Genomic DNA, 13,156 nt, shown 5'->3' with positions numbered 1-13,156 from the left:
TTAGAATTCTCGCCTGAGGACCGCGGGCCCCCGCAGGATTCGAACCCATGTCTCGCAGGTCTATCGACCTGTTTTGAACATGAGGGCGCAATTTTTTCAAATTATATTACCCAAGAGGGTTCATATGCTGAGCAGCGTCTGCTCAGCTGCTATGCACATTGGATGCGATGCCCAGCCTATTTGCCTTGTCGGCCTCGTGCGCTGCAGATAGATCACGGCGGATACATGCACTTGTATCGAGACGGGTCGCGGGCTGGCCGATTGCTTGCTTTCAGAAAAGCGGCCAGGGCGATGGCGCTCCTCCCTCGTGGCCGACGCGGCTAAACTGCCCAAGAATGGGCCGAAGATCTTCAAAGACAGCGCGCCGACACAAACCATGATCGATGCCCCAGATGCGGGCGCTCTCGCGCCGCCCACGCAGAACATCGCCTTGTCCCTCAGCCAGACGAATTCAGTAACAGCATTGGCGTTATCCCACCTCCGACCCGATGAGCGAGGGGGCAACCCGCGCGGCCCACCCAAGCGCAGGACCTAACGTCGACGATTGTGCCTTCGAGCGTCGCCCAAGCGAAAGAGACATATCCTACTCAAATTGAGGTATGACTCCGCGGGGACAGACTTTCAAGCATGTGCTAATAAAGTCGTTTCGGGGAGGATGCCATGCCGTCCTTGAGGTGGGCTGCAGTTGTCGCGCTTGCCGCGAATCTCATCAATGCGACACCGACCATAGCCGCCGAAGCAGTGGGCCGGGCAGTCGTGATCAAGACTGCCGTTACCGGCGCAACCGGACCACTGGTGGTCAGCGCACCCGTTCATCGGGACGAACGAATCAGGACATCCAATACCGGGCTTGGCCAATTCGTGTTCCGGGATGGCACCAAGCTGGCGGTGGGGTGGGGTTCTTCCGTCGTCCTCGACAAATACGTCTTCAACGATGATAATTCGGTGAAGAAGCTCACCATCCGCGCTGCCAAGGGAACGTTTCGCTGGATAAGCGGGAGCTCGCCTTCGTCCGCCTACCAGATTGTGACGCCCGCAGGCACAATAGGCGTGCGGGGGACAGCATTCGATGTCCACATCGCGCCCAACGGCAAAACCGCCGTCGTGCTGCTGAAGGGGTCGGCCCGATTCTGCAGCGGCGGCGGATGCAGGGAACTGAAGCGGCGCTGCGATTGTGTGGTCGCGACGCCGTCAGGCTCAATGACCGACGTTGTCAAGGTCAATCGATCTGTGCTCACCACACTCGGCACCTCGCGGGCATTGCCGTTTCTGACCGGCAATCAGCAGCTCTCGGGAGGCTTTGACGCAATCGGCGGAAATTGCGGGCTTACGGCTGCCATTCAGCAGGAGCATACGGCGCGGCCGCAGCGGCGCAACTCACCGGCGCCACCCGGTCCGGGCACGCCCGATCCGCCGAGCCCGCCGCGGGGCGACAAAGATGACGGCAACAACGGCCATGGAAATGATCCGGGCAAGCACGATCCCAGCAATCCCGGAAAATCCAAGGGTCCTGGCAAAAAATAGCGGCAGGGGTGGCCGGCAGCGGCAAGAGCAGCGGATAGCCGCTCTTTTTCTCGGCGCGTCCGTATCCGACTTCGCCAACCGGTCTGGGCCAACTCGCCCCTACGTCGGGGTGGACGAAATTGTTGCCCTTGAACACCACCGAGTCGAGCGGTCGGCCGCCCTACATCAATGAAGGTCAGGAACCGGAGCCGAATTGTTGCTCCGCATAGCCGGCATTCGCTTCCATCGCCGCTCCCGCCCGCTTGCCAACAAAATCATCCGCTCTGCGCGAGATCCGGCCATAGAATTCCTGCAACCCTGTCGGCAGGCCCGCAGCCTTGACTTTGGCCGCCGCGATCATCTTTCGGGTGCCTGGCAAGCGCGATTGCAACGCCTCCACGAGCTTGCCGTGGAGAAGCCGCAATTCGGCAAAATCCGGCGACGACCCAACGTTTTCATCGCCTACGACGGCATTGATTCTGGTCCTCGTGCTCTTTCCCTTGAGTTCCAGCGATCCCGCGTCGAGCAAGGCCCAGCCTTGCAGCGATCTTACTGTGTCGTCGGACGCGAGGATATCGAAACTCACCGTCTTGCACGTTGTCTCGATACGCGCTGCGATGTTCACCGCGTCGCCAACGGCCGAATAGTTGAAACGCGACTCCGCGCCCATATTTCCGACACAGGCGACGCCGGTATGGATTCCGATACCGATGCGAACCGTCTGCCCGGCCCCGAATCCGAATGCATCGCTTTCGTTGAGGCGGGCAATCGTCTCGCGCATCGCCAATGCCGCGCGAGCGGCTTTGCGGGGATGATCGGTGACGTCGACCGGGGCATTCCAAAAGGCCATGATCGAATCACCGATGAACTTGTCGAGCGTGCCTTCATTGGCGGTGACATGACGGCTGAGCGCGTCGAGAAGCGTGTTCAAAAACCGCACGACGGCGGTGGGCGGCAGTCTTTCGCTGATCTCCGTGAAGTTTCGCACATCGACAAACATCACGGTCAGCTCTCGGTCGTCGCCGCCAAGACGAAGCGCGTCGCGCGTGTGCTCGATCCGGTAGAGAAGCGATGGCGACAAATACTGACCGAAGGCCCGCCGGATCGCGCGCCGCTCTCGATCAGTCACCAGGAAGCGGAAAGAGGTTGTCGCGAAATGCGTGATCGTGCCCATGAGGATCGGCGCAAACGGGTCGAACAGCAGTCCCGCAAGCGAAAAGGCAAACCACGATGCGACGAGCGCCAGTCCCGTGATCGCAAGGCCGCAGGCGAGCGCAATCGCGGGGCTTACGAAAATCGTCAGAATCACCAGGAGGCTGCCGAGCATCGCGATCGACGCGATTTCCAGCCCGTTTGCCCAATCAGGCCGAGACAGATAGTGGCCGGACAGCACCTGTTCAACGATCTGCGCGTGGATCGAGACGCCCGGCACGTTCTCACCGAGCGCGGTGACACGAATGTCCTGCAGCCCGGCGGCCGAAGTGCCGACAAACACGATGCTGCCTTCGATCGCGGCCCTCGTTTCGGACGAGACGCCGCCGGGTGCAAGCACGTCCTTCGCCGAAACATAACGCTCGGCCCTGTCGGGACTGACATAGAGCCAGAGTTCGCCGGCCGAGGTCACCGGGATAACGAAGTCGCCGATCTTGACGGAGGTCATTATGCCCTGCCGATCCGGCGCGCCGGCAATGAGGTAGGTGGAGGCCCCCTGCGCTACTCTTATGGCTTCGAGGGCAAGATCCGGATAAAGCTGCTCGCCATCAGTCAGAAAGAGTGGGGCTGTCCTCACCACAGCGGTCGATCTGCCGGGATTGAGGCTGATGTGTCCGATGCCGGCTGAATTGGCCTCAAGCTGCGGCCGCAGCGGCGTGGCTGCCTTGATAGGCGGAGGAGCAGCGATCGGGCTCTCGCCCATAAAGGCAATGCCAGCCTTGATTTGCGGCCGATAGTTCCCTTCGTTGGAGATGCCGTAGCCCAGGATAACTGGCTTGCCGGCGATCGACCCGGCGAAGATCTCGTCATTGTCGGGCAGGCGGTCGAGCAGGGCCGGATCGATGCCAGGCACGTCGCGGAGGACAGTGCGAGGCGACAGACGGTCGGGCTCGGCGAAAAGGATGTCGAATGCGATGGCTGCCGCACCAAGCTCCGTCAGCTTTTCGATCATGGCCGCCATGCGATCCCTGGGCCACGGCCACTGCCCGAACTGCTGCAATGAGGCCTCGTCGATGTCCACCACGCGGACGGGCATCGACTCGAAGCGGCGAGGTGCCAGCCTCTGATACTGGTCGAACGTCGCTTCGCGGGCGAGTCTCAACGGCTGCGGGTCGCTCGCCCGGACAATGGTAAGCGCTGCGACCAGCGACAAACCCAGGATGACGCCGGCCAACTGGGCGCGTGTCATGACATCTGCACCAGTAACTGTGCCGCGTATCCTGCCTGCATGGCCCCGCTCCGGGAGGCAGCTTTCGAGCCTCGAAGCTAGGCTGCATTGTTCCCGGCAAATGTGCAATCGCCAACCTTACGCCCAACGGAGCAGCGCGGGCCCAGCGCTGGCGATTTGCGTAGCGACGAAGTTCTCAATCGGCTCCAGCGCTAGACAGTCGAGGAGCAAGAGCGCTAGCGGAGGCCGCCGGCCATTTTCTCGCTCTCCGGCAAGTTTCGCAACCACAGCATAGCGGCCGCCCCAAGAAGCGGACCCGGCACCAGCAGCAGGAAGGCCCAGCGCCAGCCACCGATGAAGTCGGCGAAGCGCGGCGTCAGCCAGATGGCGAGCACCGTCAGCGCAAAGCCGGCGCCAAGCTGCACCGACAGCGCCGTGCCGACGAAGCGGCGATCGCCGAGCTCGGTCACTGCGGCTGAGAATTGCGCCGAATCGCCGATCACCGAAATACCCCAGACGACGGCGACCAGCATGAAGAGCCAAAGCGGCCCGGCAAACAGGAAGCCCATCAGCAGCGCACAGCTTCCCGAGACGATCATCATGCCGGCGGTGGTCGCGGTTCTGCCGATGCGGTCCGACAGATAGCCGCCCAACAGGCAGCCAATGATGCCGGAGGCGACGACGAAGAAGGTCGAAAGCGAGGCGGCAGCGGCCGATCCGATCGCCTGCGCCTCGAATGCCGAGCGCGTATAGGCAAGCAGCCACGCCCACATGGCGTAGAGTTCCCACATATGGCCGAGATAGCCGAGATTGGCCAGGAGCAGCGGCCGCTCGCGAAACACCTGCCCGATGCGCGATGGCTCGAACACCGCCTTGCCGAAAGGATAGGGCCCCTCCCTTGCGAACAAGAGAAACAGGAGCGCGCCGACCGTCATTGCTAGACTGGCGGCCGCGACCACCGGCCGCCAGTCGAGCGCGGTCAGGACAGCGCGAAAAAGATGCGGCAGCGCCGAGCCGATGGTGAGCGCGCCTATGACTGCGCCGAGCGCCAGCCCCCGGTCGCGCGTGAACCAGGTGGCGACGAGCTTCAGCGCCGGCGGATAGACGCCGGCAAGTGCTGCGCCGGTGACAATACGCGCGGCGATCACGCCGCCCGGCCCGAGATGAAACAGCAGGCTCGCATTGGCGAGCGCGGCGACAAAAGCGGCGGCCGCCATCAGCCGGCTGAGCCGCACCAAATCGGGAAGGTTGACCAGGCTCGCCCCCAGCGCACCGATCACGAAGCCGACCTGAACGCCGTTGGTCAGCCAGGCCTCCCCGCCGGCGCCGAGCGCAAGCTCCTGCCTCAGTTCGGGCAGGATGGCGGTCGCCGAAAACCAGGTGGTCAGCGACAGAACGACCGCCAGGCAAAGCAGCAACAGCACGCGCCAGCGGCCGCTGTCGGCGGCCATGCCAAGCGGGCTGCCGCTCACCGCGCTCATGCGCCTTGCAGCGGCACGGTCAACACGGTCGCCGCGCCGGTGGGACAAAGCACCCCTGGCCGTTGCGTACGCTGGTCTCGATCTTGCAGATCGGCTTGTCGGGGCGCAACTTCTTGACCTCCACGCGTCCGATGATCGCCTCCTCAACGCCGACCGCCTTGACGGACTTCCATGCGATTTCGAGAAAGACCGTCCCGGGCCAGGGCAAATCCTCCGCGACCAGGGCATTGAGAATACCAGAACTGACGCCGCCGTGGAGGATCGGCTTGCCGAACACCGATTCTCGGCCAGCGCGGTCATTATGCAGCGAATTGCGCTCGCCGGTAATGTCGGTGGAAAGTTTCGATTCTATGCAAGCCCGAACCGTTCGACGGCCCGCATGATGCCGCGCAGTTCGGCGAGGCCCTTCAGCCTGCCGATCAGCGAATAACCGGGATTGATCCTGGTCTTGCCGATGTCGTCGGCGAGTAGATGTCCGTGATCGGGTCGCATCGGAATGCGCCAGTCGGCGCGGCCTTCCTTCCGACGGCGCGCTTCCTCCTGCGTCAGGGCGAGGATGACATGCGCCATGTCGGTGCCGCCCTCGAGATGTTCGGCCTCATAGAAGGAGCCGTCATCCTCGATGGTGACGTTGCGCAGATGGACGAAATGGATGCGGCCGGCGAACTCCTTGACCATGGCAACGATGTCGTTGTCGGCGCGCGTGCCGTAGGAGCCTGTGCAGAATGTCAGCCCGTTTTCCGGGCTCTCCACGGCATTGAGAATGAACCGCGCATCTTCAGCTGTCGAAACGATGCGCGGCAGGCCGTAGAGCGAGAAGGGCGGATCGTCGGGATGGATGCACATGCGCACCCCTTCCTGTTCGGCGACCGGAATAATCTCGCGCAGGAACCAGGCGAGATTGTCGCGCAATTCCCTTGGCCCAATCGAATCGTACTCGGCCAAGGCCTCGCGAAAACTGTCCCGGTTGTAGCTGCGCTCGGTGGCGGGCAGTCCGGCGATAAGGTTACGCTCGATCCGGTCGATTTTCTCGTCGCTGAGCTCTTTCAATCGCGCTTCCGCTTCGGCGATGCGCGCGGCGCTGTAGCCGGCCTCGGCATTCCGTCGCTTCAGCACGAACAGGTCGTAGGCCGCGAAATCGATCGCGTCGAAACGCAATGCATAACCCGTCGTCGGAAGGCGATACGCCAGATCGGTGCGGGTCCAGTCGACCACAGGCATGAAATTGTAGCAGATCGTCGCGATGCCGGCCTTCGCGAGCGCTCGGATCGTATCCTTGTAAAGGCCGACATAGCGCAGCCGTTCCGGCGAGCCGATCTTGATCGAGTTGTGGACGGGGATGCTCTCGACGACCGACCAGGTCAGCCCCGCCGCCTCGATGATCCGCTTGCGCTCCAGGATGTTTTCTAGCGGCCAGGCGCGCCCGTCATAGATGTCGTGCAGCGCCGAGACGACGCCCGTCGCCCCGGCCTGCTTGACGTGATCCAGCGTCACCGGATCGTCCGGGCCATACCAACGCCAGCACTGCTCCATTTGCTGCCTTCCTTTGAGAGAGAGCGGAAACTTATTGTTGGACCAGGATGAGAGTCAATCGACAATTTCGGCTTTCTCGAACGCCTGACGGCCGACAGGTAGCGCGGTAAACTGATCGAGACGGCGTCCAACTCGATTGTTTTCCCGGAATCTTGGGATATCCTGGTCCAACAATTTGGGAGATTCGTCATTGGAAAATTCTCATGCCGCGCGCGAGAGCGGCGCCCGCCGCCACGCCGGCCGCAGCTCGGCGGTCGATGCCGCGGCCGGGCGGATCCTCGATCTCATCCGCTCGCGGCAGCTGAATGTCGGCGACGTGCTGCCGACAGAGCGCGAGCTCAGCGAGATCACCGGCGCCAGTCGCAACACCGTGCGCGAGGCTTTGCGCGCTATCCGGACCTACGGGCTGATCGAACCGAAACCCCGCGTCGGGGCTGTGCTCGCGGACGGGCATAGCATCGCCATCCAGAATTTCTTTGCCGCGCATATGGATGTCTCGCGCTCCTCCTTCGCCGACATTCAGGGCTTCAGGCGCATCATCGAAGTCGGCATCGGCGACCACATCGTGCTCAACGCCACCAACGAGCAGATCGAAGCGCTCGACGCGGTCAACGCGCGGATCGTCGAGAGCCGCTCGATCCAGGAGGCCGCCGAGAATGATTTCGACTTCCACATGGCGTTGATCGGGCTGGCGGACAACCGCATGCTGTCGGACATGTATTCCTTCCTTTCCCCGGTGATCCTGCGGATCATGACCATCGGCAAGGAGATGCGCCCGGTCCTGGCCGACACCCGCGCCGCGCATGGCGAGATCGTCGCCGCCCTGCGCGCGCGCGACAGAGTGGCCTACGCCTACCTGATGAGCCGCCATCTGGATTTCGCCCTGCGATTCCTGCCGGAAGAGCCGGGTTCCGACACGTGACTGAAGGAGTTCCCGCAATGAAGGATTTTGTTGGCAAGGTCGCCCTGGTGACGGGGACGACGGGAATCGGTCTGGCAACCGCCAGGCGCCTCGCCGCAGGGGGTGCTGCGATCATCGCCTGCGGCATCGACCGCTCGGCCAATGCGGCAATGAGAGCGGAGCTGGAAAGTTCCGAAGCCGGCGCGCTGGTCGTCGACACCGACGTCTCCGTGGCGGACGAGGTCCGCGATGCCGTCGCTGCCGGGGTCGCACGGTTCTGCGGCCTCGACGTGATCGTCAATTCGGCGGCCGTCCATCCCTACGGAACCGCGACCACGACCGACTGGGAAACATGGAACAAGGCCATGACGGTCAATGTCGGCTCGATCTACCTGACGGCGCATTACGGCATCCCCGAAATGATCCGCCGTGGTGGCGGCGCCATCGTCAATGTCGCCTCGGTGCAGGGTTTCGCCTGTCAGCAGAACGTCGCCGCCTATGCCACGACTAAGGGCGCAATCCATACGCTGACGCGTTCGCTGGCGCTGGATTACGCGGCGGCTGGCATCCGGGTCAATTCGGTCAGCCCAGGCTCGATCCGCACACCGATCCTGGAGAAGGCCGCGCGTGGCGAAACCGGCAGCGATGCCGATGTCGAGGAAGCGTACAGGCGCTTCGGTGCGGCGCATCCGCTTGGCCGCATCGGCGAACCAGAAGAAGTGGCCGAACTCATCGCCTTTCTGTGCTCCTCCAGAGCGAGCTTCTGCACCGGCGCGGATTACAAGATAGACGGCGGCCTGACCGCCGGCATCGGTGTGAAATAGAGGCATGAAGATCGGTCTTGGCCTTTGCCGGAGTAGCTGACGCCGGACGATTTCCGCTTTGCCCGTCAGGCGGCGCCATGAATGTCGCTCCCCGCCTCACAACTGATTTTCGTGGCCCCGACGATCACCCAGGATAGATCAGGAGCTCGTTGGCATTGCAATGTGGTCGCACCAGTGGCGATCAAATCGCATTCGTGTTGAAAACGCAGGTTCAAAATCACCCAAAAGCAAGTGAAGTCGAGGTCAAAAGGTTTAAACTGATTTATATTTCGATTCAAATTGTCCATATTAACTAACTATTAACATGTCGCTTAACTTTTTGATTTTTTTACGTATGGTGCCATGAAGGAGGTAGTTCGAACTACCGGAGAATGGGGCGACTTCTCCTATGCGAAAAGTTTTAGAAACTTCAAAAAGAGATTTTGAACAACACAGCGTTACGACCGGCGGATCGGATCCGCTCCACTCCAGCCAACATCTGAACCATGAGACCTCTCGTTTTCCGCGGCTGCAGCACCAGACTTCGACCGGACGTCCAAGCGTGACCGCCGTGGCAGCGCTAGAAGCAGCCCCTTCCCGGCAGGACCTGCCTGCATTGCCGACGGTGCAGCTTGGCGGGCTGCCTGTCACCGTGATCGACCGGCAGGGCGCCGCCCGCTTGATGCTCGCGGCGGCGCGGCAGCACCGCCATGGCAGCCGTCCCTACTACTTCACCTCCGTCAACGGCGAGGTCATCGCCCAGGCTCGCGCGAAATCGGAGATCGCCGCCCTCTTCCGCGAAGCCGATCAGATCTTCGCCGACGGCCAGCCACTTGTGCTCGCCTCGCGCCTATTGTGCCGCACGCGGTTGCCGGAACGGGTGGCCACCACCGATCTGTTCCACGATGTCGCTAAGCTCGCCGAGAACGAGGCCGCGACCTTCTACCTGCTTGGATCGACTGAGGCCGGGAACGCCAAGGCCATGGCCGCCATCAAAGCCAGCTATCCGCGCCTGCGCATCGTCGGCCACAGCCACGGCTACCTGACCGGCGAAGCACTCGAGAAAAAGCTCGAAGAGATCGACGCGCTTGCACCGGACATTTTGTGGCTCGGCCTCGGCGTGCCGCGCGAGCAGATCTTTGTCCGCGATTTTGGCTCGCGGCTCTCGAATGTCGGTGTGATCAAAACTTCCGGAGGGCTGTTCGACCATATTGCCGGCAAGGTCCGGCGCGCCCCGCTCTGGGTCCAGAAGGCGGGTTTCGAATGGCTGTGGCGCATGTTGATGGAGCCGCGCCGGCTGTTCTGGCGCTACTTCACCACCAATCCCCGTGCCCTTTATGCCCTGTTGAGGTATTCCCAATGACAGCCGAACATTCGCTTCGTCCGCTGCCGGAGGGAACCGACACGGAGATCGCTGTCGTCGGCGGCGGGCTCTCCGGGACACTTGCCGCGACTCTCCTCGGCCGGTCGGGCTACCGTGTCACGCTGATCGACCGCCATCACGTTTTTCCGCGCGAGTTCCGTGTCGAGAAAATCGCCGGCGACCAGATCGACAAGCTGCGCCGGATCGGCCTCCTCGACAGTCTTTCCACGGCGGCCGCGGCATTCGACGAGATCGTCAACGTGCGCAAGGGGCGAGTGCTCGACCGCACGCGAGCCCGCCATTACGGCATCTTCTACGACGACCTCGTCGCGGCGATGCGGGCCGAACTGCCCAAGGCCGTACGCTTCGTCGCCGGCAGGGTGAGCGCTGTGGAGGCCGGCCCAGAGCGGCAGCGTGTGTCGATCATCGGGCAGCCGGATGTGACGGCTCGCCTGCTTGTGCTTGCCACCGGCATGGGCGACATCCTGCGGCGCGACGTCGGCATCGAGCGCCGGTTCGTCCACCAGCGCCAATCGCTGACTTTCGGTTTCAATGTCCGGCCGGCGGGAGCAAGCGCGTTCAAGCATCCGGCGCTGACCTATTACGGCGAACGCGTTTCGGACGGCATCGATTACCTGAACTTCTTCCCGGCCGGCGGCGTTACCCGCGCCAACCTCTTTGTTTTCCGGGAGCATACCGACCCGTGGGTCAAGGCGCTGCGCGACCGCCCGCGCGAAACGCTCATTGAAACGCTTCCGGGACTCCTCAAGACCTTTGGCGATTTCGAGGTCATCGACCGCGTTTCGAGCTGGCTCACCGACATCACCGTCGCCGAAAATTGCAAGCGCGACGGCGTCGTCCTGATCGGAGACGCCTATCAGACATCCTGTCCGGCCGCCGGAACAGGCGTCAGCCGCCTCCTCACCGATGTGGAGCGCCTGTGCATGGTGCACGTGCCGCAGTGGATGGCCTCGCCCGGCATGGCGGCGGCGAAGATCGCCACCTTCTATGATGATCCCACGAAGCAGGCGATGGATGAACGGGGGCTCGAGTTGGCGAATTTCCGCCGCAGCTTGACCATCGACACGGACCTGCGCTGGCGCGCGCGCCGGCAGGTTCATTTCAGCCGTCGCCGCATCCTGCACGAGATCGACAAGTTCAGCCCGAGCTTTGCCGCGCGGCTGCGCGGTCTCAAGCGGCCGCAAGTGGAAGCCGTGACCTGATTGCGGGTCAGCCGGCGCATTTCGTTCAAAGGACGCTTCGGCATAACCGTGCGCGACCGCCTGAAGCTAGCGTAAGGCGTCCGATCCGACCCGCTTCAACTAGGACGACTCGGCGGCTTCATCGGCAGCCGGCGGCACGATGACAGCCGAAGGCTTGGCCTTCTTGACATGCGCGGCCTCAAGGATATGCCGCGCCAGCGCCTTGGCCGCCGGCAATTTCTGCACCGTCAGATGCGCCGCATAGCCGAGCGGACTGCCTGCGCGGTAGATTTGCCACATCGGTGAAGGCCGGCCGCCGAAGACGCGCTTGTAGGGCTCGTCGCCGATGGTGAAATCGAGGTGTTGATCGCCGCGCTCTATGCAATCGCGGGCGATCTGCTCGAACATCAGGCTGCCGATCGACTGCTTCCGGTAGCCGGCCTCGTCGAAACCGCCGAGGATGACCAGGAGCGAGCCGCGGTGCTTGAGCCCGAGCGCGCCGGCGATCGGCTGGCCGTTCATCCAGAATGCATAGGTGCGGGCGAAGCCGCCGCACCCTTCATTGGCCACGGCCAGGTAGAAATCGAAATAGGAAGGCAGCTGCAAAAGGTCGGCCGGACCGTTGCTGCCGTCGAAGCGTTTGCCGCGATAGAGCTTGAGGGCATCGAATGTCGTGCGGACCGCGGCCGGGCCGTCAACGCATTCGAAGCGCGCCTCCCCGATGCGGTTGAGCTGCCGGGATTTCTTATCCAGCTCCTTGCGATAGGACTGGTCCAGCCGCTGCTCGCGCCAGCCGGCGAATGTCGGCTCCAGCTTGCTGGAATAGGCGCTCATGCCCATGCTGTCGCGCTTGTCGACGCCAAGCAGGTGCTCCATCGCCAGGGAGCGGTCCGCCAGCTTGCCTATGCGCAGGAGATCGTATGGCCGCAGATGCTTGCGGATGGCGGCGACGGTGCGGGCGTCGGCAAGAATGCGGGAGAAGGTCTCCTCGTCGGCGACGGGCGAGACATAGTCCGAAACCCGCATATCCGCGAATTCCACGACCTTCAGCAGCGTGTAGCGGCGCCTCACCAGCGGCAGGACCATCGCGAGCCTTCCGCTCGCACGCACGCGGACGACGATGATCAGTGGCGTGGCGGCGCCTTGCCGCACGAGCCTCTCATAAAGTTGCGCGAGCCAAATCGGATGCTGAAAAGCGGTTGCCGCCGAGCTGGCGAAGAGCTCGGCGTACTCCGTCGAACGGAAATCGAACGCATCCTCGGCAGTGACTTCAAACATGTGATCCGAACCGGCAGGGACAGCGGCTATCCACGACTTCTTACGTTCCAGGTCAAGACCGGTCGCCGCGATTGTTGGAATCTTGGTATATGCCGAAACCGCTAATCTTGCGTTGCATGGCAGTCCGGGCGGACGACCACAACCGCTTCGGGATCGCAAGTCGAAAATCATGCCGAAAAAGTAGAAATCCGGTTTTGCGTGTAACGCCGATGTAAGTATTTTCGGCCAGTCTCTCGTTCCTCATTGTTGGAAATCCGAGCAGGACATAGCCGCCCAAGACATGCTGGCGATCGAGGTCATCGTTCCGCAATCGGCGCCCCGCCATTGGCAGCGGCTCGCCATAGAGCGGCTGGAGGCGGACGGCCACGATGTCGCGGTGGCGCATCAGCCCGGGCCGGCGACCTGGCCGGCAGCGGCAAAAGCCGCCTTCCAGTTCGAGCAACGTCTTTTCCGCCGGCGCGGACCCCTTCTCGGCTCCGCGCTGCAAGCAATCCCGGCACGGCCCGGCAATCGCCCCCCCGCGCTGAGGCTCGATCTTGCCGGCGATGCGGCCTTGGCGAATGTTCCCACCATCGGCCTTCGTTTCGACGGATCCAGCGCCGATCTCTCGGCTGCAATTGCCGTCGCGGCCGGCAGGCTCCCGGTGATCGAGGCCGTGCTCGACGGGAAGACGGTGGTCGGCCAAGCGCGGCCCATGGTCGACAAGCGGGAA

At 62.9% G+C, this 13,156-nt stretch carries 11 protein-coding genes; 5 read left to right on the top strand and 6 right to left on the bottom strand.

The window, feature by feature from the left end; genetic code table 11:
* Positions 1-660 precede the first annotated feature (660 nt).
* Complete coding sequence (locus tag EJ078_RS20695) at positions 661-1,524, top strand: FecR domain-containing protein (protein WP_127216456.1); 864 nt, start codon at positions 661-663, stop codon at positions 1,522-1,524.
* Between the two features lie 175 nt (positions 1,525-1,699).
* On the opposite strand, the gene EJ078_RS20690 is transcribed toward EJ078_RS20695, so the two are convergent.
* The 4 genes from EJ078_RS20690 to uxuA form a co-directional block, all read right to left on the bottom strand.
* Entirely contained in the window at positions 1,700-3,904 is a 2,205-nt protein-coding gene (locus EJ078_RS20690) for an adenylate/guanylate cyclase domain-containing protein (RefSeq protein ID WP_127217394.1), read from the bottom strand.
* Between the two features lie 215 nt (positions 3,905-4,119).
* Positions 4,120-5,364, bottom strand: coding sequence for an MFS transporter (locus EJ078_RS20685; RefSeq protein ID WP_127403513.1), 1,245 nt, complete (start codon positions 5,362-5,364; stop codon positions 4,120-4,122).
* 19 nt (positions 5,365-5,383) lie between these two features.
* The gene (locus EJ078_RS20680) at positions 5,384-5,641 is read right to left on the bottom strand and encodes a hypothetical protein (protein WP_245457002.1); all 258 of its coding nucleotides are present in this window, start codon (positions 5,639-5,641) and stop codon (positions 5,384-5,386) included.
* Between the two features lie 71 nt (positions 5,642-5,712).
* A complete protein-coding gene (uxuA, locus tag EJ078_RS20675; RefSeq protein WP_127215215.1) occupies positions 5,713-6,897 on the bottom strand; it encodes a mannonate dehydratase in 1,185 nt (394 codons plus the stop codon).
* A gap of 190 nt (positions 6,898-7,087) precedes the next feature.
* Here uxuA and EJ078_RS20670 point away from each other — a divergent pair, with 190 nt between their 5' ends.
* The 4 genes from EJ078_RS20670 to EJ078_RS20655 all read left to right on the top strand — a co-directional run bounded on the left by EJ078_RS20670 (position 7,088) and on the right by EJ078_RS20655 (position 11,187).
* Positions 7,088-7,819 (top strand): FCD domain-containing protein, encoded by a 732-nt coding sequence (locus tag EJ078_RS20670; protein ID WP_127215214.1) that lies wholly within the window; start codon positions 7,088-7,090, stop codon positions 7,817-7,819.
* Positions 7,820-7,836: 17 nt separating this feature from the next.
* Positions 7,837-8,622: an SDR family oxidoreductase gene (locus EJ078_RS20665; protein WP_127215213.1), complete on the top strand. Its 786-nt coding sequence runs from the start codon at positions 7,837-7,839 to the stop codon at positions 8,620-8,622.
* 388 nt (positions 8,623-9,010) lie between these two features.
* Positions 9,011-9,964 (top strand): WecB/TagA/CpsF family glycosyltransferase, encoded by a 954-nt coding sequence (locus EJ078_RS20660; RefSeq protein ID WP_348627283.1) that lies wholly within the window; start codon positions 9,011-9,013, stop codon positions 9,962-9,964.
* Positions 9,961-11,187 carry an NAD(P)/FAD-dependent oxidoreductase gene (locus EJ078_RS20655; RefSeq protein WP_127215212.1) on the top strand — a complete coding sequence of 409 codons (1,227 nt, stop codon included), beginning with the start codon at positions 9,961-9,963 and terminating at the stop codon, positions 11,185-11,187. The genes EJ078_RS20660 and EJ078_RS20655 overlap by 4 nt, the downstream gene beginning before the upstream one ends.
* A gap of 99 nt (positions 11,188-11,286) precedes the next feature.
* On the opposite strand, the gene EJ078_RS20650 is transcribed toward EJ078_RS20655, so the two are convergent.
* Together EJ078_RS20650 and EJ078_RS20645 are read right to left on the bottom strand one after the other, a co-directional pair.
* The gene (locus EJ078_RS20650; protein ID WP_127215211.1) at positions 11,287-12,444 is read right to left on the bottom strand and encodes a GNAT family N-acetyltransferase; all 1,158 of its coding nucleotides are present in this window, start codon (positions 12,442-12,444) and stop codon (positions 11,287-11,289) included.
* A 52-nt stretch (positions 12,445-12,496) separates the two neighbouring features.
* Positions 12,497-13,129, bottom strand: a complete 633-nt coding sequence (locus tag EJ078_RS20645) for a hypothetical protein (protein WP_208720800.1) — start codon at positions 13,127-13,129, stop codon at positions 12,497-12,499.
* Positions 13,130-13,156 lie beyond the last annotated feature (27 nt).

This window comes from Mesorhizobium sp. M1A.F.Ca.IN.022.06.1.1 (genome assembly GCF_003952605.1).
GTDB lineage: Bacteria > Pseudomonadota > Alphaproteobacteria > Rhizobiales > Rhizobiaceae > Mesorhizobium.
Note: the sequence above shows the minus strand (reverse complement) of the source record. Positions and strands in the feature narration are given on the sequence as shown.

Bases quoted from the DNA above. Each gene is read 5' to 3' on its own strand.
- EJ078_RS20650 (WP_127215211.1), bottom strand. From the start codon at position 12,444: ATGTTTGAAGTCACTGCCGAGGATGCGTTCGATTTCCGTTCGACGGAG.
- EJ078_RS20695 (WP_127216456.1), top strand. From the start codon at position 661: ATGCCGTCCTTGAGGTGGGCTGCAGTTGTCGCGCTTGCCGCGAATCTC.
- EJ078_RS20655 (WP_127215212.1), top strand. From the start codon at position 9,961: ATGACAGCCGAACATTCGCTTCGTCCGCTGCCGGAGGGAACCGACACG.
- EJ078_RS20685 (WP_127403513.1), bottom strand. From the start codon at position 5,364: ATGAGCGCGGTGAGCGGCAGCCCGCTTGGCATGGCCGCCGACAGCGGC.
- EJ078_RS20665 (WP_127215213.1), top strand. From the start codon at position 7,837: ATGAAGGATTTTGTTGGCAAGGTCGCCCTGGTGACGGGGACGACGGGA.
- EJ078_RS20660 (WP_348627283.1), top strand. From the start codon at position 9,011: ATGCGAAAAGTTTTAGAAACTTCAAAAAGAGATTTTGAACAACACAGC.
- uxuA (WP_127215215.1), bottom strand. From the start codon at position 6,897: ATGGAGCAGTGCTGGCGTTGGTATGGCCCGGACGATCCGGTGACGCTG.
- EJ078_RS20690 (WP_127217394.1), bottom strand. From the start codon at position 3,904: ATGACACGCGCCCAGTTGGCCGGCGTCATCCTGGGTTTGTCGCTGGTC.